We start from the raw sequence: 23,167 nt of genomic DNA, 5'->3' as shown, positions 1-23,167 counted from the left end.
CTGCACGGCCCCGCTCGACCCCCCCTGCTCGACCTTCCCCCCGAAAGGACACCCGCATGGCGACGGGCAGATCCACCGCGCTCGGCACCCCGCCCGAGATCCGGACCTACAAGGGCCAGGACCGCGCCCTGCGCGCCGGCCGCCTCGGCACCGCCGGCCTGCTGCTCTCCGTACTGGCCGCGAGCGCCCCGCTCATGGTCGTCGCCGGCGTGATGCCCACCACGTTCGGCGTGATGGGCATCGTCGGACAGCCGCTGCTCTTCGTGATCCTCGGCCTCGTGCTCGCCCTCTTCAGCGTCGGCTACGCGGAGATGAGCCGGCACGTCCACAACGCCGGCGCCTTCTACGCGTACATAGCCCGCGGCCTCGGCCCCACCGCAGGCACCGGCGCCTCGCTCGTCGCCCTCGTCGCGTACAGCGCGATGCAGGTCGGCGTCTACGGCATCCTCGGCTTCGAGGTCTCCGGCCTCTTCGCCACCTATCTGGACACCGAGCTCGCCTGGTGGATCCCCGCCCTGGCCGCCGTCGCCGTGACCGGCGGGCTCGGCTGGCTGAAGATCGACCTGAACGCCCGCGTCCTCGGCGCCCTGCTTCTGATCGAGTGCGTCCTCGTCGTCATCTTCGACGTCGCCGCCCTCGCCGAGCCCGGCCCCGAGGGCGTCTCGCTGCACGCCTTCGACCCGGCCGCCCTCGGCGGGGCGGGCCTCGGCACCGCCCTGTGCTTCTGCATCGCCGCGTTCGTCGGCTTCGAGCAGTCCCCGGTCTACGCCGAGGAGACCAGCCGGCCGCACATCGTCGTCTCCCGCGTCATGTTCCTCGCCGTCGGCTTCGTCGCCCTCTTCTTCGCGGTGAGCTCCTGGGCCCTCACCGTCGCCACCGGCCCCTCCGAGGTCGTCAAGGCCTCCGCGGAGGCCGGTCCCGGCCTGCTCTTCCAGCTCACCGAGGCCCGCCTCGGCGGCACCTTCACCGACGTCCTGCACGTCCTGTTCGTGAGCGGCATCTTCGCGGCCATGATCAGCTTCCACAACGTGGTCGCCCGCTACGCCTTCGCCATGGGCCGCGAGGGACTGCTCCCGGCCGCCTTCGGCCGGACCAACCCCGGCACCGGGGCGCCCGCCACCGGCTCGCTGATGCAGACCGTCGTGGCCGCCCTCGTCGTCCTCGCCTTCGCCGTCACCGACGACAACCCGGTCGGCGACCCCACCGCGCCGGTGCTGCACCTGTTCACGTGGATGGGCAGCGTCGGCGCCCTCGGTGTGACGCTCCTCATGTCGGCCGCCTCGTTCGCCGTGATCGCCTTCTTCGTCCGCCGGGGCACCGCGGGCGCCCAGCTGTGGCGGCTCGTCGCCGCCGGGCTCGCCGGCACCGCCCTGCTCGGCATCGCCGTGTACACGGTGAAGGACTTCGGCGTCCTCGTCGGCGCCGGGGAGGGCTCGGTCCTCGGCTGGCTGCTGCCCGCGGTCATCGGCCTCGCGGCCGTCGGCGGCCTCGCGTACGGCGCCGTGCTGCGCGTACGCCGCCCCGAGGTGCACGCCCGGATCGGCCTCGGCAACGAGGCCTTCCGCCTCGACCAGGCGGCCGGGACGGCGCCCCGCACCTGATCCCGCTCCGCAGGGCCTGGCGCCCTCGCTTTCAGCCCTGCACGAGGCCCCCGACGACCGTTTCCAAGGTCGTCGGGGGCCTTCGTCTGCGGGGCCTGGTTTTGGCCACGGCCGACGCTCATGGTCTCCTATGGCGACAAAAACTCCCGGACCCCCGCACAGGTGACACCACCCGAGTCCCTTGTGGGGCGGTCCGCCATGCCTGTCCCACCCACGAAGGCGAAGTCCCATATGAGTGACCGCACCTTGACCGAGGCCCCGGCCACGGCGTCCTCCAGTCACGTCGACGCAGGTGACGAGGGTTACAGCAAGGACCTCAAGTCCCGCCACATCAACATGATCGCCATCGGCGGGGCGATAGGCACCGGCCTGTTCCTCGGCGCGGGCGGCAGGCTCGCCGGTGCGGGACCGTCCCTGGCCATCGCCTACGCCGTGTGCGGCATCTTCGCGTTCTTCGTCGTCCGCGCGCTTGGCGAGCTCGTCCTGTACCGCCCGTCCTCCGGCGCGTTCGTCTCGTACGCGCGCGAGTTCATGGGGGAGAAGGGCGCCTACACGGCCGGCTGGCTGTACTTCCTGAACTGGTCGACCACCACCGTGGCGGACATCACGGCCGCCGCGACCTACGCGCACTTCTGGTCGATGTTCACCTCCGTCCCCCAGTGGGTGCTCGCCCTCATCGCGCTCGCCGTCGTCCTGACCGCGAACCTGATCTCGGTGAAGTACTTCGGCGAGATGGAGTTCTGGTTCTCGCTGGTCAAGGTCGCAGCCCTGGTGATCTTCCTGATCGTCGCGATCTACCTGGTCGCCACGAGCCACGACATCGGCGGCCACACCCCGGGCCTGTCGACGATCACCGACAACGGCGGCCTCTTCCCGTCCGGCGTCCTGCCGATGCTCCTGGTGGTCCAGGGCGTCGTCTTCGCGTACGCCTCCGTCGAGCTGTGCGGCGTCGCCGCCGGCGAGACCGAGAACCCCGAGAAGATCATGCCGAAGGCGATCAACTCGATCATGTGGCGCGTCGGCCTGTTCTACGTCGGCTCGGTCGTCCTGCTGGCGATGCTCCTGCCGTACACCGCGTATTCCGCCGACCAGAGCCCCTTCGTCACGGTCTTCGACAAGCTCGGCATCCCCGGCACCGCCGGCATCATGAACCTCGTCGTGCTGACCGCCGCCCTGTCGAGCCTGAACTCCGGCCTGTACTCCACCGGCCGCATCCTGCGCTCGATGGCCATGTCCGGCTCCGCCCCGAAGTTCACCGGCCGCATGAACAAGGGCAAGGTCCCCTACGGCGGCGTCCTGTTCACCGCGGCCTTCGGCCTCGCCGGCGTCGGCCTGAACTACCTGATGCCGAAGGACGCCTTCGAGCTCGTCCTGAACTTCGCCTCGCTCGGCATCCTCGGCACCTGGGGCATGGTCATGCTCTGCTCGCTGCTGTTCTGGCAGCGCTCCCGGCAGGGCCTGGTCGAGCGGCCCGCCTACCGCCTGCCCTGGTCCCCGTACACCCAGATCATCACCCTGGTGTTCCTGTTCACCGTGCTCGTGCTGATGTGGTGCGACGGCGGCGTGGGCCGCACCACGGTCATGTGCGTCCCCGTGATCGGCGCGATGCTGGTCGTCGGCTGGTTCCTGGTCCGCCGCCGCGTGGCGAAGATCGCCGCCGGCCGCTGACACCCCCGCCTCCGAAGGACCCCGCCCGACGGCGGGGTCCTTCCGCGTTGCAGGCCGGCGTCCCCGCCTGCCGCACGCGGGCTCTCCCCGTCCGCCGACCCCGGAACAACAGAAAGAAGACCCCCGCCGAAGCGGGGGTCTTCCCGTGGTGTCCGAGGGGGGACTTGAACCCCCACGCCCGATAAAGGGCACTAGCACCTCAAGCTAGCGCGTCTGCCATTCCGCCACCCGGACAAGGTGTCTGTCTTCCCGGCCGCTCGGCCGTTCCGACGTGGAAAACATTACCAAACATTCAGGGGGCCCGATCACACCCCCTGCGGCCGGGGATCGCCCTTGGGTGCGGCGGGCCGGCGCGGGAGGATGGGGAGGCGCAGCCGTCGGTACTGATCAGTGGGAGGAAGCAGCGTGAGCGAGTCGAGCGCGGGCAGGACCGTCTCCGGAGAGGACGAGGTCGTCGACCTCTGCCGGGACCTCATCCGGATCGACACGAGCAACTACGGGGACCACTCGGGCCCCGGTGAGCGCAAGGCCGCCGAGTGGGTCGCCGAGAAGCTCGCGGAGGTCGGCCTGGAGCCGCAGATCTTCGAGTCCCACAAGGGCCGGGCCTCGACCGTGGCCCGCATCGAGGGGGAGGACCCCTCGCGGCCCGCCCTGCTGATCCACGGGCACACCGACGTCGTCCCGGCCAACGCCGCCGACTGGACGTACGACCCGTTCTCCGGGGAGATCGCCGACGGCTGCGTCTGGGGCCGCGGCGCCGTCGACATGAAGGACATGGACGCGATGACGCTGGCCGTCGTCCGCGACCGCCTGCGCAGCGGCCGCAAGCCGCCGCGCGACATCGTCCTCGCGTTCCTCGCCGACGAGGAGGCGGGCGGCGTGTACGGCGCCCGCCACCTGGTCGACCACCACCCCGGGCTCTTCGAGGGCGTCACCGAGGCGATCGGCGAGGTCGGCGGCTTCTCCTTCACCGTCAACGAGAACCTGCGCCTCTACCTCGTCGAGACGGCCCAGAAGGGCATGCACTGGATGCGCCTGACCGTGGAGGGCACTGCGGGCCACGGCTCCATGACGAACACCGACAACGCGATCACGGAGCTGTGCGAGGCCGTGGGGCGGCTCGGCCGGCACCAGTGGCCGGTCCGCGTCACCAAGACGGTGCGGTCCTTCCTGGACGAGCTGTCCGACGCGCTGGGCACCCCCCTCGACCCGGACGACATGGACGCCACCCTCGCCAAGCTGGGCGGCATCGCGAAAATGGTCGGCGCGACGCTGCGCAACTCGGCCGCCCCGACGATGCTCGGCGCCGGCTACAAGGTCAACGTCATCCCCGGCCAGGCCACCGCGCACGTCGACGGCCGCTTCCTGCCCGGCTACGAGGACGAGTTCTTCGCCGACCTCGACCGCATCCTCGGGCCTCGTGTGAAGCGGGAGGACGTCCACGGGGACCGGGCCCTGGAGACCGACTTCGACGGCCGGCTCGTGGATGCCATGCAGGGCGCACTCAAGGCGGAGGACCCGATCGCGCGCGCCGTCCCGTACATGCTCTCCGGCGGTACGGACGCCAAGTCCTTCGACGACCTCGGCATCCGCTGCTTCGGCTTCGCGCCGCTCCAGCTGCCGCCCGAGCTGGACTTCGCCGGCATGTTCCACGGCGTGGACGAGCGGGTGCCGGTCGACGGGCTGAAGTTCGGCGTGCGGGTCCTCGACCGATTCATTGACAACTGCTGAGAATCGCGAAGGTGTGCACAGACCACCGGGAAGAGTGAATGCGCTCATACGCTCGTAGCCCCGGTGATCCCTCCTCGTTACAGGTGGTGCGGTCCGCGGCTGGGACCGCATTGCCTACTAGGAGGAACAATGCTGAAGAAGGTTGTGGCCGCTGCCGCTGCCACCGGTGGTCTGGTTCTGGCGGGTGCGGGCGTGGCGGCTGCCGACGCGGGTGCGCAGGGTGCGGCCATCGGCTCCCCCGGCGTCCTGTCCGGCAACGTCGTCCAGGTCCCGGTCCACATCCCGGTGAACGTCTGCGGCAACACCATCAACGTCGTCGGCCTGCTGAACCCGGCCTTCGGCAACACCTGCGTCAACGCCTGACGCACCTGAGGTCTTGGGGCCCCGGAGCGCAATCCAGCGCTCCGGGGCCGCCGGGCTTTCGGGCCCGGTGTTCTTGTATACGGCAGGGGGATGGAAGAGATGCGACGACAGGCAGCGGCGGCGAGGAAGACCCTGATCACGATGGCCGCGGCCGGGGGCGTCCTCGCCCTGGGCGGGGGGTACGCGCAGGCGGCCGGCGGCACCGGAGCCGCGGCGTCGGGGCAGGCCGCCGGCTCGCCGGGCGTGCTGTCCGGCAACAACGTGCAGGCCCCGGTGGACGCGCCGGTGAACGTCTGCGGCAACACGATCGACGTCATCGGGCTGCTGAACCCGGCGTTCGGCAACGGCTGCACCAACGGCGGCGGCCGGCCGGGCAGTCCGGGCCAGCCGGGGAACCCCGGCACCCCGGGCCAGCCGGGCGATCCCGGTAACCCGGGCCAGCCGGGGAACCCCGGTCAGCCGGGCAATCCGGGCGGTCCGCAGGTCCCGGACGAACCGTGTGACGAGGAGGAGGGGCCGGGCCAGCCCGGGAACCCCGGGCAGCCCGGCAACCCCGGCAACCCCGGCAACCCCGAGAACCCCGAGAACCCCGGTAATCCTGGGCAGCCGGGTAACCCCGGCACCCCGGGTAACCCCGGCACCCCGGGCCAGCCCGGCACTCCGAACCAGCCCGGCACCCCGGGCAGCCCCGACGGCGGTTCGGTGACGCCCGGGGGCGGGCCCGGCGGGCCCGGGGCCGGGATCGCGCCGCCCCGGCAGGCCGGGCTTGCCGCGACCGGCGCCGGCGACGTCCTCGGCGTCGCACTGCCGCTGGCCGCCGGCACGCTCCTGGCCGGAGCCGTGCTCTACCGGCGGGCCCGCGCCGCGGCCTGACGCGGCGCCGTCACAGCGCGGGCCCCGCCCCCTCCCGGGGAGCGGGGCCCGCGCCATGCCGCCAGGTCAGCCCGTCACCAGGTCGCCCGGACCTGACGGATGATCCTGCGGCGCAGCCGCACCCTGCGGCTTCCGTCCCGGTGCAGGCTCAGCCGGTCGAGCTCCCAGTTCCCGTACTCGGCGTGGTCGGTCAGCAGTCGGGTCGCCTCTTTGCGGGGGACCCCGCGAGGCACGTACACGTCGACGAATTCGTATTCCGGCATCGCATCTATTGTGCGGGCACCGCCCCGCTACGGATAGCGTCTGCCCTATGTCTGATGCCGCTCTGCCCACTGTTGCCGAGGTTCGCGCCGCCGCCGAGGCCGTCAAGGCCGCCATCGACCGCCACCTCGCCGCTGTCGAGAGCAGGGTCGGGGACGAGGACCCGGCCGTCTACGCCGCTTTCAACGAACTCGCCGCCGCAGCCGAGGAGTACGACGAACTCCTCTACGACCGCTACGACGAGGTCACCCCGTTCGAGATCCCCACCCCCGAGGACGGAGCCCCGTACGCCGGACCCGCCGAGCCCGCCGCCTTCAGCGTGCTCATCCGCCGCGACTACGCCGTCGTGCACCCGGGGCGGCTCGTCGCCCAGGCGGACCGGGTCGCCGCGCACGACCGCGACGCCGAACTCGTCCACGACGGGGGCACGGCCGGAGCGCTGGGCGTCCTCTTCGGGGAGTACGAGCCCGACGAAATCGCCGCCCGGGCCAAGGACTTCGGCCTGGAGGAGGGCGACTCGACACTGTGGATCGCCGCGTCCCACGAGATCCCGGAGCCGGGGGAGTGGCTCGCCGCGCCGTTCGGCAGCACGGACCCGCAGGACGTCCTGCACCGGTTCGACGTCAGCTCCGTCTTCGACGACGACGAGGAGGACGACGAGGCCGCGGAGCCCGGCCTGACGCCCGCCTGACCCGGCCCCGTGCCGCAGCCGCGGCCGGCCCCCGCCCGCAACGGGACGGGAGGCCGGCCGCCTGGCCGCGCCGCTACTGCGGCTGTTCCTGCGCCGCGGCCGCGAGGCCCCGCAGCAGGCCCGCCAGCCGCGTCGTCCGCGGCTTCGGCAGCACCTCTGCGACCGCGCGCGGCAGCGCCTGGTCGACGCCGTGCACCACCGACAGGTGCCGCTCGGCCCGCCCGAACGCCGTGTACACCCAGTCCCGCGACAGGGCGGGCACCGCGTCCCCCGGCAGGACGACGACCACCGCCGGCCAGCGCGCGCCGACGGCCTGGTGCGCCGTGACCGCCCAGCCGTGCCGCACCCGCGACTCCACCAGCTCCTTCGGTACGACGACCCGCGCGCCCGCGGCGTCCAGGTGCAGTCCCGCGGCGTCCGCCGACACCACCCGCGCAGGGACGGCCCGCCCGGGCGACGGCACGTGGACGACGCGGTCGCCGGGGTCGAAGCCGCCGAAGCGGCCCGGGCCCGGGTTCAGCCGCTCCTTCAGGGCCGCGTTCAGCGCGCGCGTGCCCGCCGAGCCGCCGTGGCCCGGGGTGATGACCTGCACCCCGTCCGCCCCGATGCCGAAGGCCCGCGGCACGGATTCGGCGACCAGCTGCACCGTGCGGTGCACCGCCTCGCCGGCATCGCGGACGGGAACGATCACGACCTCCCGGCCGGGGGCGTCCACCTGGTTCAGCTCGCCGATCCCGATGCCCGAGACCAGCTCGCCGATCGGGCCCGGGTCCGGGACACGGGAGGCGACCTGCGGGTAGACACGGGCCGCGAGGACGTCCGCGAACACCCGGCCGGGGCCCGCCGAGCCCAGGACCGCGGGGTCCCCGGACAGCACCAGGCGCGCGCCGTCCGGAACCGACTCCACCAGGGCTGCCGCGGTCTCCACGTCGAGCTGCGGCGCGTCCAGCACGACCAGCAGGTCCAGTGCGAACCGGCCGTCCGCGTCCCGCTCGGGTCCCTCCGCCCCGGCGAGCAGCCCGGCCACGGTGACGGCCCCCGGCGCGGGGGCGTGCGCGGCGAGGCAGGTGCGCAGGCCGTGCTCCCGGGCTGCCGCCGCCAGGGCCAGCGGCTCGGCGCGGGCGGCCTCGCCGCCGGTGTGCACGACGAGGCCGTGCGCCGCGGCGGCGCGGACCAGCTCGGCGCCGGCGCCGGCCGCGGACGGGTCCCAGGCGGCGGCGCCCTCGCCGGTGAAGGTGCCGGTCAGCCGGGCCAGGCCGTCGGCCAGGCTCTCCTCGGCCAGCGCGTGGCCCTCCAGGCCGACGAGGACGCGTACGGGCTGCCCGGCGTCGGCGTCTGCCTCGGGGTCCGCGGGCTGCGCGGCGCGGGCGGCCGACTCGGCCACCGGCTCGTGGAACACGAGGACCAGGCCCTCGGCGATGGCCTGGCCGAGCGCCTCGGCCGGGGCGGGGACCCCGTAGCCGGCCAGGGCGGCCTCCAGGGCGGCGGCCTCCAGGGCGGTGTGCCCCTTGAGCGCGGCCTGCTCCAGCAGCCAGCCGACGAGCGCTGCGGCGCGGCGCTCGTCGGCCGGACCGGCGCCGGGGCCGAGCAGGGCGCGCGCGAACCCGTCCGCCTGGCTCGGTCGGACGCCCGCGACGGCGAGGAGCCGCCACGGGTCCTCGGCGAGCTGCTCGGCCGCATCCTCGCCGAGCGCGGCCGCCGCCGGAGCGGCCAGCTCCGCCGGGGCGCCGCCGCGCGCGAGCACCGCCCGGACGGCCTCGACGCGCTCCGCGGGCGGCGCGGCGGGCGCCGCGGCCTCCGGGCGCGGCCGCGGGGCCGGCTCGGGGGCGCGGGCGGCAGGGGCCTGCGGTGCGGTCCGGCGCGGGACGGCCGGGGCGTCGTCGAAGTACGCCGGCGCGGGCTTCCCGCTCTCCACGGCCCGTACGGCAGCCAGCAGATCGGCGGCCCTGCCGCTCAGCTTGCCGCCCGCCTCCACCGGGGCCTGGCGTTCCGCCTTGCGGCGCGCGATCCGCTCCCGCTCGTACCGCTGCGCCGCGAGCTCGGCCTCGGCCTCGCTGGGCTGCGCCGCCCCGTCCCCGCCGGCGGCCCCGGCGGCCGCCCCGTCCGGAGCCGAGGCCGCCGGAGCCTCGGCCTCCGGAGCGTCGCCGTCGGCCGCGGCCTGCGGGTCCCCGGACTCCCGGCCGCCGCCCGCGGAGTCCTCTCCGGCCCCGCCCCCGGCCTGAGCCACCGGCTCCGCGGCGCTGCCGCCGGCCGCACCGGGCCCCGGGCCTGCGGGGTCTTCCGCCGCCCCGTCCTCCTCCGCCGGCGGGCGCCCGCCGCCCTCGCCGGCCGCGGCTTCGGCCGGTGCGGCGGGCGGCGGGGTGCCGGGCGGCTCCTGGCCGGCGGGCGGCGTCGGGGTTTCCGCGGCAGCGGCCTCGGTGTCGCGGTCCGTGCTCACAGCGTGCTCCAGTCCTGGTCGGGGTAGCGGTGCACCGGCGCCGACACGTCGTCCAGCGCCCGGCAGATCTCCTCCGGAAGCGTAAGCTCCTCCACCGACAGGGCCTCCGCGAGCTGCGCGGACGTCCGCGCGCCGACGACCGGCGCGACCACCCCCGGCCGGTCCCGCACCCACGCCAGCGCGACCTGCAGCGGCGTCACCGCCAGACCGTGCGCGGCCGTCGCCACGGCGTCCACGATGCCGGCCGCCCCCTCGTCGAGGTACGGCTCGACGAAGCCCGCCATGGCCGGGGACGCGCCCCGCGAGTCGGCCGGGGTGCCCGTCCGGTACTTGCCCGTCAGGACCCCCCGACCCAGCGGCGAGGACGGCAGCAGCCCGACACCCAGGTCGCGGGCCGCGGGCAGCACCTCCCGCTCCACGCCCCGCTGGAGCAGCGAGTACTCCATCTGCGTGCTCGCCAGCCGGGTCCGCCCGCCCGGCGCCGCCAGCTGCCAGGTGGCCGCCTTGGCCAGCTGCCAGCCGCTGAAGTTCGACACCCCGGCGTACCGGGCGCGCCCGCTGCCCACGGCCTGGTCCAGGGCCTGCAGCGTCTCCTCCAGCGGCGTCGCCGGGTCGAAGGCGTGGACCTGCCACAGGTCGACATGGTCCGTGCCGAGGCGTTCCAGGGAGTCGTCCAGCGCGGCCAGCAGGTGCCCGCGCGAGCCGTCGAAGCGCCGGTCGGGGTCGGGCACGCTGCCCGCCTTCGTCGCGATGACGAGGTCCCGGCGCGGCACGACCGAGCCCACCAGCCGGCCCAGCAGGTACTCGGCCTCGCCGCCGCCGTACACGTCGGCGGTGTCGACGAGCGTGCCGCCCGCCTCCCAGAACGCCTTCAACTGCTCCGCGGCGCCCGCCTCGTCCGGCCCGTCCTCGGAACGGCCCCACGTCAGGGTGCCGAGGCCGATCCGGGACACGCGCAGGCCGGTGCGGCCGAGATGCCTCTGCTCCATGAGCGCTGAGACTACTGGGGCACTGACGCGGCGGACCCTGGCGCGCTACAGTCCGCCCAGACCAACGTTACTGATCGGTACACCGGTAAGGGGACGACACATGCGGCTCGGCATCAATCTCGGCTACTGGGGCGCCGGCATGGACGCGGACAACCTCGCGGTGGCCCAGGAGGCGGACCGCCTCGGCTACGACGTCTGCTGGGCCGCCGAGGCGTACGGCTCCGACGCCCCCACCGTCCTGTCCTGGGTCGCCGCCCAGACCGAGCGCATCGACGTCGGCTCCGCGATCATGCAGATCCCGGCCCGCCAGCCCGCGATGACCGCGATGACCGCCGCCACCCTCGACTCCCTCACCAAGGGCCGCTTCCGCCTCGGCCTCGGCGTCTCCGGCCCGCAGGTCTCCGAGGGCTGGTACGGCGTGAAGTTCGACAAGCCGCTCGCCCGCACCCGCGAGTACGTCGAGATCGTCCGCAAGGCCATGACCCGCGAGCGCCTCTCCTACGAGGGCGAGCACTGGACCCTGCCCCTGCCGGGCGGCCCCGGCAAGCCGATCAAGCTCACCGTGCACCCCGAGCGCGAGCGCATCCCCCTCTACATCGCCGCCATCGGCCCGAAGAACCTGGAGCAGACCGGCGAGATCGCCGACGGCGCCCTGCTGATCTTCCCCGCGGCCGAACACCTGGAGGCCACCGCGCTGCGCCACATCCGGGCCGGCCGCGAGAAGGCCGGCCTCGGCATGGACGGCTTCGACGTCTGCCCGACCGTCCCGCTCGCCGTCGGCGACGACGTACCCGGCCTCGCCGACATGTTCCGCCCCTACACCGCCCTCTACGTGGGCGGCATGGGCAGCCGGAAGCAGAACTTCTACAACCAGCTCGCGCAGCGCATGGGATACGAGAAGGAGGCCGCGGAGATCCAGGACAAGTACCTGGCCGGCGACAAGGCGGGAGCGGCCGCCGCCGTCCCGCACTCCCTCATCGACTCCACCACCCTGCTCGGCTCCGTCGAGCGCATCGCGGACGGCATGCGGGCCTACGCCGAGGCCGGCGTCACCACCCTGACCCTCGCCCCGGCCGGATTCACCCTGGAGGAGCGGCTCACCGCCCTCCGCGCCGGCACCCGGGCCCTGGAGCACGCCGGCCTCGCCTGACGGACGGCACAAGGGGAGGGCCCCGGAGGGATCCGGGGCCCGGAAGCCTGCGGCCGTGGTGGGGGCTCGGGGGTCTTCCCCGCCACGGCCGACACCCGCAACAACGCGCGCGGCACCCCCGGGGTTACGCATGTCCCGGCCGCCCCCGCCGTCGCCCGAACGGAGGAACGGGAACATCCCCGCGGTTGCCCGCCCGCGGGGCCCGCCGTTGACTCGGAGCATGCTCTCGGCCCGCAGCCTGTTCCAGGAGATCCTCGACGACGAGGACTCCTTCCGGCTTTTCTGCTCCATCGCCGCCGGCGGCGAAGCCCAGGGCGGCTGGGAGAACGCCCGCATCGCCGCCCTCGTCCCCGACGGCCTGCGCGACCTCGCCCCCAAGGCCGCCCGCCACGGCGCCGACGAGGACAAGCACGGCCGCATCTTCCGGGCCCTGCTCCGCAGACGCGGACTGCCGCCCGTCCCCGTCCCGCCCGAGACCGACTACACGATGCTGCTGGAGCGGCGCGGCATCGGCCTCGCCCACGCCAGGCTGCGCGCCGACGAGCCGCTCACCGAGCAGGACATCGTCGTCTACCTCGTGCACAGCCGCGTCACCGAACAGCGGGCCGCCGAGCAGATGGCCCTGCTCGTCCGGCACTTCGGCGACCACCCCGAGGTCGGCAGGGCCGTCCGCATGATCAGCCGCGACGAGGACAACCACCTGGCCTACTGCCACGAGGATCTGCTGCGCCTCGCCCGCCGCGGCCACGGCCGCACCATCCAGCGCGTCCTGCGCCAGAGCGCCCACGCCGAGATCGCCGTCTACCGCGACGTCAGCCTCGCCGTCATGGACCACATGGGGCGGCTGCTGCGCTGGCCCGCCGCCAAGTCGGCCGCCCTCGCCGCCGGCATCCACACCGTGTACGCGTACGAGCGGTTCGCCGGCTGGCACCGCATGGTCGCCCTCCGTATCCCGGAACGCCTCGACGCCCTCGGCAGCCCCGCCCCGGCACCGGCGTAGCGGCCGCCCGCGCACACCGCGCGGCCCCTGTCCCCCAACTCCCGGTGTCCGCACCGCGCGCCGCCGCCTAGTGCTGTGACCCGGTGAACCTTCCCGGCCACAGCACTAGGCTTGCGCCCATGGCCACGCTGATCCTCGTACGACACGGGCGGTCCACCGCCAACACCGCAGGGCTGCTCGCCGGATGGACCCCGGGCGTCGGCCTCGACGAGCGCGGCGCGGAGCAGGCGCGCGCGCTGCCCGCACGGCTCGCCGGCGTACCGCTCGCCGCGGCCGTCACGAGCCCGCTCCAGCGCTGCCGGGAGACCCTGGAGCCCCTGCTCGCCGCGCGCCCCGACCTGCCGCTGCACACCGACGAGCGGATCGGCGAATGCCACTACGGCGACTGGTCGAACCGCAGACTCGCCGAACTCGCCGAAGAACCCCTGATGAAGATCGTGCAACAGCATCCCTCCGCCGCGGCCTTCCCCGGCGGCGAGTCCATGCGGGCGATGCAGGCGCGCGCCGTCGACGCCGTACGCGACTGGAACGCCCGCGTCGAGGAGGAGCACGGCGCCGACGCCGTCTTCCTCATGTGCTCGCACGGCGACATCATCAAGTCCGTCGTCGCCGACGCCCTCGGCATGCACCTGGACCTCTTCCAGCGCATCCACGTCGACCCCTGCTCCGTCACCGCCGTCCGCTACACGCCGACCCGCCCGTTCCTGCTCCGGCTCGGCGACACCGGCGACTTCGCCTCCCTGGCGCCGCGCCCCGCCCGCGCACCCGACCCCGCCGCGTCCGAGACCGAGACCTTCGAAGCCGCCACCGAGGACGGCGGGAACGCGGTCGTGGGAGGCGGTGCGGGCGCGGCGTGATCGAACGGCGCAGTAGGGTGGATGGGCCACCCCGCGGCGCGGCCACGCCCCGCCGACGCCCCCGCAGCAGAGACTTGGAGACTGGACGTGCCCCGTCAGGTGTTCCTCTACGACCCGCCGGACCGCTTCGTGGCCGGCACGGTCGGTCTGCCGGGGCGCCGTACGTTCTTCCTGCAGGCCTCCGCCGGCCCCCGCATCACCAGCGTCTCCCTGGAGAAGACCCAGGTGGCGGCGCTCGCGGAGCGGATGGACGAACTGCTGGACGAGGTCGTGCGGCGCAGCGGCGGCAACGCCGCCGTCCCGGCCGTCGCGCCCGCCGAGGCCGCTGACACCGCGCCCCTCGACGTCCCCGTCGACGAGGAGTTCCGCGTCGGCACCATGGCCCTGGCCTGGGACGGCGAGGAACAGCGCATGATCGTCGAAGCGCAGGCGCTCGTCGAACTCGACGCCGACTCCGAGGAGGACCTCGCCGAGGCGGAGGAGCGGCTCCTCCAGGACGAGGAGAACGGCCCGCCCATGCTGCGGGTCCGCCTCACCGGAGCCCAGGCCCGGGCCTTCGCCAAGCGCGCCCTCGACGTCGTCAACGCCGGCCGGCCGCCGTGCCCGCTGTGCAGCCTGCCCCTGGACCCCGAGGGCCACGTGTGCCCCCGCCAGAACGGCTACCGGCGCCAGGTGTGAACACCGCGGGGGAGGTGGAGAAACTGCTCGCCGAGGGCGAGCTGACCGTCGTCGGGCGGATCCCCGGCGCGTCGAACGCCGTCCTGCTGTGCACCGCCGCCCGCGGCGGAGCCCGCACCGACTGCGTCTACAAGCCGGTCAAGGGGGAGCGCCCCCTGTGGGACTTCCCCGACGGCAACCTGGCGCGCCGCGAGGTCGCCGCCTACCTGGTCTCCGAGGCCACCGGCTGGGGCCTCGTCCCGCCGACCGTGCTGCGGGACGGGCCGTACGGGGAGGGCATGGTCCAGCAGTGGATCGACGCCGCCGGGCCCGACACCGCGCAGGACGGCAGCGGCGGCGCCGACGCCGGCGCCGCCGGGCTGCTGGCCCTCGTCGAGGGCGAGGAGGCGGGCGACGGCTGGAAGCCGGTCGCGCTCGCCGAGGTCGGAGAGGGCCGCACCGCCCTCCTCGTGCACGCCGACGACCCGCGGCTGCAGCGGCTCGCCGTACTCGACGCCGTGATCAACAACGGCGACCGCAAGGGCGGCCACCTGCTGCCCGCCCCCGGCGGCCGCCTCTACGGCATCGACCACGGCGTCACCTTCCACGTCGAGGACAAGCTGCGCACCCTGCTCTGGGGCTGGGCCGGCGAGCCCCTGACCGCCGAGGCCCGCGAGGTCCTGGCCCGGCTGGAGCGGCAGCTCGCCGACGGCGAGCCCCTCGCCACCCGGCTGGCCGAACTGATCACCACGGCCGAGCTGGCCGCCGTACGGGCCCGGGTGGCCCGTCTGCTGCGCACCGGAGTGCACCCCGAGCCGTCCGGGCAGTGGCCGTCCATCCCGTGGCCGCCGGTCTGAACCGGCACTGCCGGGGACGCACAGAACCGGCCACAGCGCAAGAGCGGTCATCCGGCCAACAGTGCTGGTCCGGTTAGTTTCCGGAACACCCGTCCGGTTAGGCTCGAGACATGCATGCCTGGCCCGCTTCTGAGGTCCCCGCCCTGCCCGGCAAGGGCCGCGACCTCCAGATCCACGACACCGCGACCCAGGGGAAGATCACCCTCGACCCCGGTCCCGTCGCCCGCATCTACGTCTGCGGCATCACCCCGTACGACGCGACCCACATCGGTCACGCGGCGACCTACAACGCGTTCGACCTCGTGCAGCGCGTGTGGCTCGACACCAAGCGCCAGGTCCACTACGTCCAGAACGTCACCGACGTCGACGACCCCCTCCTGGAGCGGGCCCTGCGCGACGGCCACGACTGGACCGAGCTCGCGGAGCGCGAGACGGCACTCTTCCGCGAGGACATGACCGCGCTGCGGATCCTGCCGCCGCAGCAGTACATCGGCGCCGTCGAGGCCATACCGGGCATCGTGCCCCTCGTCGAACGGCTGCGGGACGCGGGCGCCGCGTACGAGCTGGACGGCGACGTCTACTTCTCCGTGGAGTCCGACCCCCACTTCGGCGGCGTGTCCCACCTCGACGCGGAAGCCATGCGGCTGCTGTCCGCCGAACGGGGAGGCGACCCGGACCGCCCCGGCAAGAAGAACCCCCTCGACCCCATGCTGTGGATGGCCGCCCGCCCGGGCGAGCCCAGCTGGGACGGCGCCTCGCTCGGCCCCGGCCGGCCCGGCTGGCACATCGAGTGCGTCGCCATCGCGCTCGACCACCTCGGGATGGGCTTCGACATCCAGGGCGGCGGCTCCGACCTGGCGTTCCCGCACCACGAGATGGGCGCCTCGCACGCGCAGGTCCTCACCGGCGAGTTCCCGATGGCCAAGGCGTACGTCCACGCCGGGATGGTCGCCCTGAACGGCGAGAAGATGTCGAAGTCCAAGGGCAACCTGGTCTTCGTCTCCGCGCTGCGGCGGGCAGGCGTCGACCCGGCGGCCATCCGGCTGGCGCTGCTTGCCCACCACTACCGCGAGGACTGGGAGTGGACGGACGCGGTCCTCGCCGAGGCGGAGGCGCGGCTCGCGCGGTGGCGTGCCGCCGTGTCCCGGCCGGACGGCCTCCCGGCGGATGCCCTGGTCGAGGAGGTGCGGGCCGCCCTCGCCGACGACCTCGACGCGCCGGCTGCGCTGGCCGCGGTGGACCGCTGGGTCGATGCCCAGAACGCCGCCGACGGCGACGACACCACCGCTCCGGGCGTGGTCTCCCGCACGGTGGACGCCCTCCTGGGCGTAGCCCTGTAACCCCGCCGCGCCGTGCCGCGCCCCGACCCCCGCCAAGCCGTCTGCGCCCGCGGGGGTCGGGGCGCGGCTGGTTCCGGGGACGCTGCCCGCGTGCCCCTGCGCCTCAAACGCCGGCGGGGCTGAAGTGCCCGGCGGGGCTGGATGTGCCGGTGGGGGTATATCAAGCCCGCGCGGCGTTTGAGCGCACGGGCGCGGAGCGCCCGTTTCGGGGGCCGGGGGCTTCGCCCCCGGTTTCGGGAAGGGGCGGGGAGGGGAACCGGCTCCGCGCAGCGGCCCCGAAGCCCGGCCGGAGCCCGTTCCCCCGGCCTCGGCGGCTACGGCTGGGGGGGATCCGGGGTTTCGCCCGGGTCTTCCTCCGGGTCCGGGGACCTGCGGGGGCGGGGGCGGCCCGGGGAGGGGTCGCGGAGGTACGACGCGTCGCCGCCCGGCGCGGGGCCCGGCTCCGCCGAGGGGTCCCGGCGGCGGAGGTAGCGTTCGAACTCCCGGGCGATGGCGTCCCCCGACGCCTCCGGCAGGTCGGCCGTGTCCCGCGCCTCCTCCAGCGTCTGGACGTACTCGGCGACCTCGCTGTCCTCGGCGGCGAGCTGGTCCACCCCGAGCTGCCAGGCCCGCGCGTCCTCGGGCAGCTCGCCGAGCGGGATCCGTACGTCGATGAGGTCTTCGAGGCGGTTCAGCAGGGCCAGCGTGGCCTTCGGGTTGGGCGGCTGGGAGACGTAGTGGGGGACGGCCGCCCACAGGGACACGGCGGGCACCCCGGCGTGCGTGCAGGCTTCCTGGAGGACGCCGACGATGCCGGTGGGGCCCTCGTACTTGGTCTCCTCCAGGTGCATCGTCCGGGCCAGGTCGGGGTCGGAGGTGACCCCGCTGACGGGGACCGGACGGGTGTGCGGGGTGTCACCCAGGAGGGCGCCGAGGATGACGACCATCTCGACGCCCAGCTCGTGGGCGAAGCCGAGGAGTTCGTTGCAGAACGACCGCCACCGCATGGACGGCTCGATACCCCGCACGAGTACGAGGTCGCGCGGCTTGGCGCCGCCGATCCGCACCACGGACAGCCGCGTCGTCGGCCATGTGATCTTCCGGACGCCGTTGTCCAGCCACACGGTGGGCCGGTTGACCTGGAAGTCGTAGTAGTCCTCTGCGTCGAGCGCCGCGAAGACCTCGCCCTTCCACTCCCGGTCCAAGTGCGCGACCGCACCGGACGCCGCGTCGCCCGCGTCGTTCCAGCCCTCGAACGCGGCCACCATGACCGGGTCGATCAGCTCGGGCACGCCCTCAAGCTCGATCACCCAGGTCTCCTTCCGAAGTTCCTTGCCTACGTGGGTCAGCCTAAGGCTTGCGGGGACGGCTGCCACAGCCCACGACGGAGGGGCGGTTCCCCTCGGAACCGCCCCTCTTCCCCACTGCGCGGGAGGCTATGCCTTGCGGCCCAGCATGTCCTCGACGCGGCCGCGGACCTCGGCGCTGTCGAGGCCGCGGATGGTCACCGTGGTGCGGCGGCGCAGCACGTCGTCGGCGGTCTCGGCCCATTCGAAGTCGCGGGCGTAGGCGACCTGCGCCCAGATCTCCGGGCCGTCCGGGTGGATGCGCTCGGCGAGGGCCGGGTCCTCGTTGGCGAGGCGGGCCACGTCGAAGGCAAGGGAGCCGTAGTGGGAGGCCAGGTGGCGGGCGGTCAGCGGGTCCATGCGGGCGCCGGGCTCGCGGTCGACGAGCAGGCGGTGGGCGACGGCGTTCGGGTTGGCGACGCCGGGCAGCGGGACCCGGCGGACCAGCGACTTGACGGGCTCCATGTCGTCGGTGAGCGGGCTGCCGGGCAGCTTGGCCAGCTTGTCCATGACGACGCGGCCGATGTGGCGGTACGTGGTCCACTTGCCGCCGGCCACGGACAGCATGCCGCCCGCGCCCTCGGAGACGACGGTCTCGCGCTTGGCCTTCTCGACGCCGCCGGGGCCGCCGGGCAGGACGCGCAGGCCGGCGAACGCGTACGTCATCAGGGAGCGGTCGAGGTCGGCGTCCTTCACGGAGAAGGCGGCCTCGTCCAGGATCTGCTGGATGTCCTTCTCGGTGGCGCGGACGTCGGCCGGGTCGCCTTCGTACACCTCGTCGGTGGTGCCCAGCAGCAGCTGGTCCTCCCACGGCAGGGCGAAGGTGATGCGGTACTTGTCGATCGGGGTGGCCATGGCGGCCTTCCACGGCGACTTGCGCTTCATGACGATGTGCGCGCCCTTGGACAGGCGGATCGACGGCAGCGCGTGCTTGTCTTCCATGCGCCGCAGGTGGTCCACCCACGGGCCGGTGGCGTTGAGCACGACGCGGGCGTCGATGCCGAAGTCGGTGCCGTCGAGGCGGTCCTTGAGCTCGGCGCCGGAGACCCGGCCGCGCGTCGTGCGCAGGCCGGTGACCTCGGCGTGGTTGAGGACGACCGCGCCGGACTCGACGGCCGCGCGGACCGTCATGACGGCGACGCGGGAGTCGTTCATCTGGTGGTCGTAGTAGACCGCGACGGCCTTGAGGTTGTCGGTCTTCAGGCCGGGGTTGTCGGCGACGGCACGGGCGGGGGATATGACCTTGCCCATGCCGTCGCCGAAGGCCGAGAGGGCGGAGTAGGCGAAGACGCCCGCGCCCAGCTTGGCCGCACCCACCGGGCCGCCCTTGTAGACCGGCAGGTAGAAGGTGAGCGGGTTGACCAGGTGCGGGGCCACGTCCTTGGCCAGCACCCGCCGCTCGTGGTGGTTCTCGGCCACCAGCTTGACCGCGCCGGTCTGCAGGTAGCGCAGGCCGCCGTGGACGAGCTTGGAGGAGGCGGAGGAGGTGGCGCCGGCGAAGTCGCCGGCGTCCACCATGGCGACCCGCAGGCCCGACTGCGCGGCGTGCCAGGCCACCGAGGTGCCCAGGATTCCACCGCCGATGACCAGCAGGTCGTACGTGGCCTTGGCCAGCTGCTCACGGGTCTCGGCGCGGCCCGGGTTCGAGCCGGCGGTCGGGTGCGTTCCCAGGGCGGGGACGCTCTGCAGGGTGCTCATGTCTCTTCAGCTCCTCATCGGTTCGTCGGCTGGTGCGGTCAGCCGGCGTTTTCCTCGTCGATCCAGCCCATGGACCGCTCGACGGCCTTGAGCCAGTTCTTGTACTCGCGGTCCCGCTGCTCGGCGGGCATCCGCGGGGTCCACTCGGCCGCGCGGCGCCAGTTGGCGCGCAGGGCGTCGGTGTCGGGCCAGAAGCCGACGGCCAGGCCGGCGGCGTAGGCGGCGCCGAGGCAGGTGGTCTCGGCGACCATCGGACGGACCACGGGGGCGTCCAGGAAGTCGGAGAGCGTCTGCATCAGCAGGTTGTTGGAGGTCATGCCGCCGTCGACCTTCAGGGCGGCCAGTTCGACGCCGGAGTCCTTGGTCATGGCGTCGGTGATCTCGCGGGTCTGCCAGGCGGTGGCCTCCAGGACGGCGCGGGCGATGTGCGCCTTGGTGACGTACCGGGTCAGGCCAGCGATGACGCCGCGGGCGTCGGCGCGCCAGTAGGGGGCGAACAGGCCGGAGAAGGCGGGGACGAAGTAGGCGCCGCCGTTGTCCTCGACGGAGGAGGCCAGCGTCTCGATCTCGGCCGCGGACTTGATCAGGCCCATCTGGTCGCGCATCCACTGGACGAGCGAGCCGGTGACGGCGATGGAGCCCTCCAGGGCGTAGACCGGCTTCTGGTCGCCGATCTGGTAGCCGACGGTGGTCAGCAGGCCGCTGTAGGAGTTGATGATCTTGTCGCCGGTGTTCATCAGCATGAACGTGCCGGTGCCGTAGGTGGACTTGGCCTCGCCCTCGGAGAAGCAGGTCTGGCCGAACAGGGCGGCCTGCTGGTCGCCGAGCGCGGAGGCCACGGGCACGCCCGCGAGGACGCCCTCCTTGACGTGGCCGTAGACCTCGGCGGAGGAGCGGATCTCGGGGAGGACCGCGAGCGGGACGTCCATGGACTCCGCGATGCGCTCGTCCCAGGCGAGCGTGTGCAGGTTCATCAGCATGGTGCGGGACGCGTTGGTCACGTCGGTGACGTGGACGCCGCCCTGCGTGCCGCCGGTCAGGTTCCAGATGACCCAGGAGTCCATGGTGCCGAAGAGGATGTCGCCGGCCTCGGCGCGCTCGCGCAGTCCCTCGACGTTGTCGAGGAGCCAGCGGACCTTCGGGCCCGCGAAGTACGAGGCGAGCGGGAGGCCCGTCTCGCGGCGGAAGCGGTCCTGGCCGACGTTGCGGCCGAGCTCCTTGCAGAGGGCGTCGGTGCGGGTGTCCTGCCAGACGAGCGCGTTGTGCACCGGCTCGCCGGTGTTCTTGTCCCACAGGACGGTGGTCTCGCGCTGGTTGGTGATGCCGATCGCCTTGACGTCGGCGGAGGTGATCTCCGCCTTGGCGATGGCGCCGGCGACGACCTCCTGGACGTTGGCCCAGATCTCGGTGGCGTCGTGCTCCACCCAGCCGGGCTTGGGGAAGATCTGCTCGTGCTCCTTCTGGTCGACGGCGACGATGCGGCCGTCGCGGTCGAAGACGATGCAGCGGGAGGAGGTGGTGCCCTGGTCGATCGCTGCGATGAAGGGGCCGGTGCTGCTGGTCATGGTGGCTGCTCCTGGCAGGTCGTGAGGAGTGCGGATTCAGTGGGGCGGTGCGGATCCTACGAGCGCGGGGCCGTGGCGATCAGGCGAACGCGATGTTGTAGAGACCGCCGGCGAGCACGGCGCCGACGAGCGGGCCGACCACCGGGATCCAGGAGTAGCCCCAGTCGGAGCCGCCCTTGTTGGGGAGCGGCAGCAGGGCGTGGACGATGCGGGGTCCGAGGTCGCGGACCGGGTTGATGGCGTAGCCGGTGGGGCCGCCGAGGGAGAGGCCGATGCCGACGACGACGAAGGACGTGATCAGGACGCCTATGACACCGAGGCCCTTGCCGTCGTCCTGGAGGCCCTGGGTGAGGATCGCCAGGACGAGGACGGCGGTGCCGATGATCTCGGTGGTGAGGTTCTGCACCACGTTGCGGATCTCGGGACCGGTGGAGAAGACGCCGAGGACGGGGCCCGCCTGGTCGTGCGGGTGGGGGTCCTCGGGGCCGAGCTTGGCGTCGCGGATGTGCTCGGGGTCCGCGAGGTGGGCGCGGAACTGGCCGTAGTAGGTGATCCACATCAGGACGGCGCCGAGCATCGCGCCGAGGAGCTGTCCCGCGAAGTAGACGGGGACGTCGCCCCACTCGCCGTTCTTGACGGCCAGGCCGACGGTGACCGCCGGGTTCAGGTGCGCGCCGGAGAGGGGCGCGGAGACGTAGGCGGCGATCAGTACGGCGAAACCCCAGCCGAAGGTGATCGACAGCCAGCCTGCGTTACGGGCCTTGGAGCTCTTGAGCGTGACGGCGGCGCAGACACCACCGCCGAGCAGGGTGAGCAGGGCGGTACCGATGGTCTCGCCGAGGAAGATGTCGGAGCTGGGCACCCGCGACTCCTTTGTCTTGCGTCCAGGGGTGGGCGGACACGGGGTCCCGCCCGTCGTCCGCGCACTCGGTGAGTGCTTCACCGGTCCTTGGCCTTGCCCACACCCTAGCGCGTATTGCCGGTAGGTGTTCGACAATGCCGACCGATGAACGGCAGTTTTCCGCCCGGGTGAAGAACGCGTCAAGGGTTGGCCAGGCCAAATGCCGGATCGTTACCGCGCCGTGGGATCGACCACATCAAGCCACTCTTCGGCCGGAATATGGCGAAAAGAGGGCAGAAAGCGGCCACGAAGTGGCCTGAAAAGGGTCGGGGGGCGGCTAGAAGCGGCCCGCGCCGAGGTCGCGCGAAACGGCCCGCGCGCAGTCCCGTACGGACGCCACCAGCGCGGCCCGGGGCTCGCCGCCCTCGCCGCACACCCGCTCCACCGCGCCGGCGACCGCCACCGCGCCCACCGGCATCCGGCGCCGGTCGTGGATGGGCGCCGCCACGGAGGCGATGCCCTCCCAGGTCTCCTCCACGTCGGCCGCCCAGCCGCGCGCCCGGGTCAGGTCGAGGACCTCCTCGAAGCCGGCCGCGTCCGTGACCGTGCGGGGCGTGAACGCCTCCCGCTCCGCCTCGACGGCCTCGGTGTGCGCGACCGGGTCGTACGCGGAGAGCACCTTGCCCAGGGCGGTCGAGTGCAGCGGCTGCATGGCGCCCACCTCCAGCACTTGACGGCTGTCGTCCGGGCGGAACACGTGGTGCATGATCAGCACCCCGCTCTTGTGCAGCACGCCCACGTAGACGCTCTCGCCGCTCGCCCGGGCCAGGTCGTCGGTCCACACCAGCGCCCGCGCCCGCAGCTCGTGCACGTCCAGGTAGCTGTTGCCGAGCCGGAGCAGCTCCGCGCCCAGCTGGTAGCGGCCCGAGGCGGCGTCCTGCTCGACGAAGCCCTCGGCCTGCAGGGTGCGCAGGATCCCGTGCGCCGTGCCCTTGGCCAGGTCCAGCGAGGAGGCGATGTCCGACAGGCCCAGGCGGCGCTCGCCTCCCGCCAGGAGCCGCAGCATCGCAGCGGCTCGTTCGAGCGACTGGATGTTCCGTGCCATGGCGCAGCCTCCTGCTGACGTAGTTCGACAATGCTGAACACTATCGGCTCATGCCGACCTTGCGCATGGTCAGGCGACGTGTTCAAGCCGCAAGGTGTCCTGGACCCGCCCCGCCGACCCCCGCGGACAGCATGCAGTCCGCCACGTGGGACACCCGC

20 protein-coding genes and 1 tRNA gene are annotated in these 23,167 nt (G+C 73.4%); 12 read left to right on the top strand and 9 right to left on the bottom strand.

Annotated features, from left to right (window positions below):
• Positions 1 to 56: 56 nt before the first annotated feature.
• Positions 57 to 1,601 carry an APC family permease gene (locus C0216_RS21815; protein ID WP_114056914.1) on the top strand — a complete coding sequence of 515 codons (1,545 nt, stop codon included), beginning with the start codon at positions 57 to 59 and terminating at the stop codon, positions 1,599 to 1,601.
• Positions 1,602 to 1,832: 231 nt separating this feature from the next.
• Positions 1,833 to 3,269, top strand: a complete 1,437-nt coding sequence (locus C0216_RS21810) for an amino acid permease (protein ID WP_114056913.1) — start codon at positions 1,833 to 1,835, stop codon at positions 3,267 to 3,269.
• Positions 3,270 to 3,415: 146 nt separating this feature from the next.
• On the opposite strand, the gene C0216_RS21805 is transcribed toward C0216_RS21810, so the two are convergent.
• Positions 3,416 to 3,503 (bottom strand) — tRNA-Leu (locus C0216_RS21805).
• A gap of 171 nt (positions 3,504 to 3,674) precedes the next feature.
• Here C0216_RS21805 and C0216_RS21800 point away from each other — a divergent pair.
• The 3 genes from C0216_RS21800 (at position 3,675) to C0216_RS21790 (ending at position 6,236) form a co-directional block, all read left to right on the top strand.
• Complete coding sequence (locus C0216_RS21800) at positions 3,675 to 5,000, top strand: M20/M25/M40 family metallo-hydrolase (RefSeq protein WP_114056912.1); 1,326 nt, start codon at positions 3,675 to 3,677, stop codon at positions 4,998 to 5,000.
• Positions 5,001 to 5,129: 129 nt separating this feature from the next.
• A complete protein-coding gene (gene chpH / locus C0216_RS21795) occupies positions 5,130 to 5,363 on the top strand; it encodes a chaplin ChpH (protein WP_114056911.1) in 234 nt (77 codons plus the stop codon).
• A gap of 99 nt (positions 5,364 to 5,462) precedes the next feature.
• Positions 5,463 to 6,236, top strand: a complete 774-nt coding sequence (locus tag C0216_RS21790) for a chaplin (RefSeq protein ID WP_114056910.1) — start codon at positions 5,463 to 5,465, stop codon at positions 6,234 to 6,236.
• A gap of 74 nt (positions 6,237 to 6,310) precedes the next feature.
• Here C0216_RS21790 and C0216_RS21785 read toward each other — a convergent pair whose 3' ends face one another.
• Positions 6,311 to 6,499 (bottom strand): DUF5703 family protein, encoded by a 189-nt coding sequence (locus tag C0216_RS21785; protein WP_073774709.1) that lies wholly within the window; start codon positions 6,497 to 6,499, stop codon positions 6,311 to 6,313.
• Positions 6,500 to 6,546: 47 nt separating this feature from the next.
• On the opposite strand from C0216_RS21785, the gene C0216_RS21780 reads away from it, so the two are divergent.
• Positions 6,547 to 7,188 (top strand): hypothetical protein, encoded by a 642-nt coding sequence (locus C0216_RS21780; protein WP_114056909.1) that lies wholly within the window; start codon positions 6,547 to 6,549, stop codon positions 7,186 to 7,188.
• A 73-nt stretch (positions 7,189 to 7,261) separates the two neighbouring features.
• Here the strand turns inward: C0216_RS21780 and C0216_RS21775 are convergent, their stop codons facing one another.
• Positions 7,262 to 9,625 carry a helix-hairpin-helix domain-containing protein gene (locus C0216_RS21775; protein ID WP_174250435.1) on the bottom strand — a complete coding sequence of 788 codons (2,364 nt, stop codon included), beginning with the start codon at positions 9,623 to 9,625 and terminating at the stop codon, positions 7,262 to 7,264.
• Positions 9,622 to 10,614 carry an aldo/keto reductase gene (locus C0216_RS21770; protein ID WP_114056908.1) on the bottom strand — a complete coding sequence of 331 codons (993 nt, stop codon included), beginning with the start codon at positions 10,612 to 10,614 and terminating at the stop codon, positions 9,622 to 9,624. Before C0216_RS21770 ends, C0216_RS21775 begins: the two co-directional genes overlap by 4 nt.
• A 100-nt stretch (positions 10,615 to 10,714) precedes the next feature.
• Between C0216_RS21770 and C0216_RS21765 the strand changes: the two genes are divergently transcribed.
• From C0216_RS21765 to mshC, 6 genes are all read left to right on the top strand, one after another.
• Positions 10,715 to 11,764, top strand: coding sequence for an LLM class F420-dependent oxidoreductase (locus C0216_RS21765; protein ID WP_114056907.1), 1,050 nt, complete (start codon positions 10,715 to 10,717; stop codon positions 11,762 to 11,764).
• A 220-nt stretch (positions 11,765 to 11,984) separates the two neighbouring features.
• Entirely contained in the window at positions 11,985 to 12,764 is a 780-nt protein-coding gene (locus C0216_RS21760; protein WP_114056906.1) for a ferritin-like domain-containing protein, read from the top strand.
• 119 nt (positions 12,765 to 12,883) lie between these two features.
• Positions 12,884 to 13,621, top strand: a complete 738-nt coding sequence (locus C0216_RS21755; protein WP_114056905.1) for a histidine phosphatase family protein — start codon at positions 12,884 to 12,886, stop codon at positions 13,619 to 13,621.
• Positions 13,622 to 13,708: 87 nt separating this feature from the next.
• Positions 13,709 to 14,299 (top strand): DUF3090 domain-containing protein, encoded by a 591-nt coding sequence (locus C0216_RS21750; protein ID WP_114056904.1) that lies wholly within the window; start codon positions 13,709 to 13,711, stop codon positions 14,297 to 14,299.
• A complete protein-coding gene (locus tag C0216_RS21745; protein ID WP_114056903.1) occupies positions 14,263 to 15,135 on the top strand; it encodes an SCO1664 family protein in 873 nt (290 codons plus the stop codon). The genes C0216_RS21750 and C0216_RS21745 overlap by 37 nt, the downstream gene beginning before the upstream one ends.
• Positions 15,136 to 15,245: 110 nt before the next feature.
• Positions 15,246 to 16,475 carry a cysteine--1-D-myo-inosityl 2-amino-2-deoxy-alpha-D-glucopyranoside ligase gene (gene mshC / locus C0216_RS21740; protein WP_114056902.1) on the top strand — a complete coding sequence of 410 codons (1,230 nt, stop codon included), beginning with the start codon at positions 15,246 to 15,248 and terminating at the stop codon, positions 16,473 to 16,475.
• A 314-nt stretch (positions 16,476 to 16,789) separates the two neighbouring features.
• Here mshC and C0216_RS21735 read toward each other — a convergent pair whose 3' ends face one another.
• From C0216_RS21735 to C0216_RS21715, 5 genes are all read right to left on the bottom strand, one after another.
• Positions 16,790 to 17,764, bottom strand: coding sequence for a PAC2 family protein (locus C0216_RS21735; RefSeq protein ID WP_114056901.1), 975 nt, complete (start codon positions 17,762 to 17,764; stop codon positions 16,790 to 16,792).
• A 126-nt stretch (positions 17,765 to 17,890) separates the two neighbouring features.
• The gene (locus C0216_RS21730) at positions 17,891 to 19,498 is read right to left on the bottom strand and encodes a glycerol-3-phosphate dehydrogenase/oxidase (RefSeq protein WP_114056900.1); all 1,608 of its coding nucleotides are present in this window, start codon (positions 19,496 to 19,498) and stop codon (positions 17,891 to 17,893) included.
• 38 nt (positions 19,499 to 19,536) lie between these two features.
• Positions 19,537 to 21,063 carry a glycerol kinase GlpK gene (glpK, locus tag C0216_RS21725; RefSeq protein ID WP_174250434.1) on the bottom strand — a complete coding sequence of 509 codons (1,527 nt, stop codon included), beginning with the start codon at positions 21,061 to 21,063 and terminating at the stop codon, positions 19,537 to 19,539.
• A gap of 79 nt (positions 21,064 to 21,142) precedes the next feature.
• Positions 21,143 to 21,925 (bottom strand): MIP/aquaporin family protein, encoded by a 783-nt coding sequence (locus C0216_RS21720; protein WP_114056898.1) that lies wholly within the window; start codon positions 21,923 to 21,925, stop codon positions 21,143 to 21,145.
• Between the two features lie 316 nt (positions 21,926 to 22,241).
• Positions 22,242 to 23,009: an IclR family transcriptional regulator gene (locus C0216_RS21715; protein ID WP_114056897.1), complete on the bottom strand. Its 768-nt coding sequence runs from the start codon at positions 23,007 to 23,009 to the stop codon at positions 22,242 to 22,244.
• Positions 23,010 to 23,167 lie beyond the last annotated feature (158 nt).

Source organism: Streptomyces globosus, assembly GCF_003325375.1.
Classification (GTDB): Bacteria; Actinomycetota; Actinomycetes; order Streptomycetales; family Streptomycetaceae; genus Streptomyces; species Streptomyces globosus_A.
Note: the sequence above shows the minus strand (reverse complement) of the source record. Positions and strands in the feature narration are given on the sequence as shown.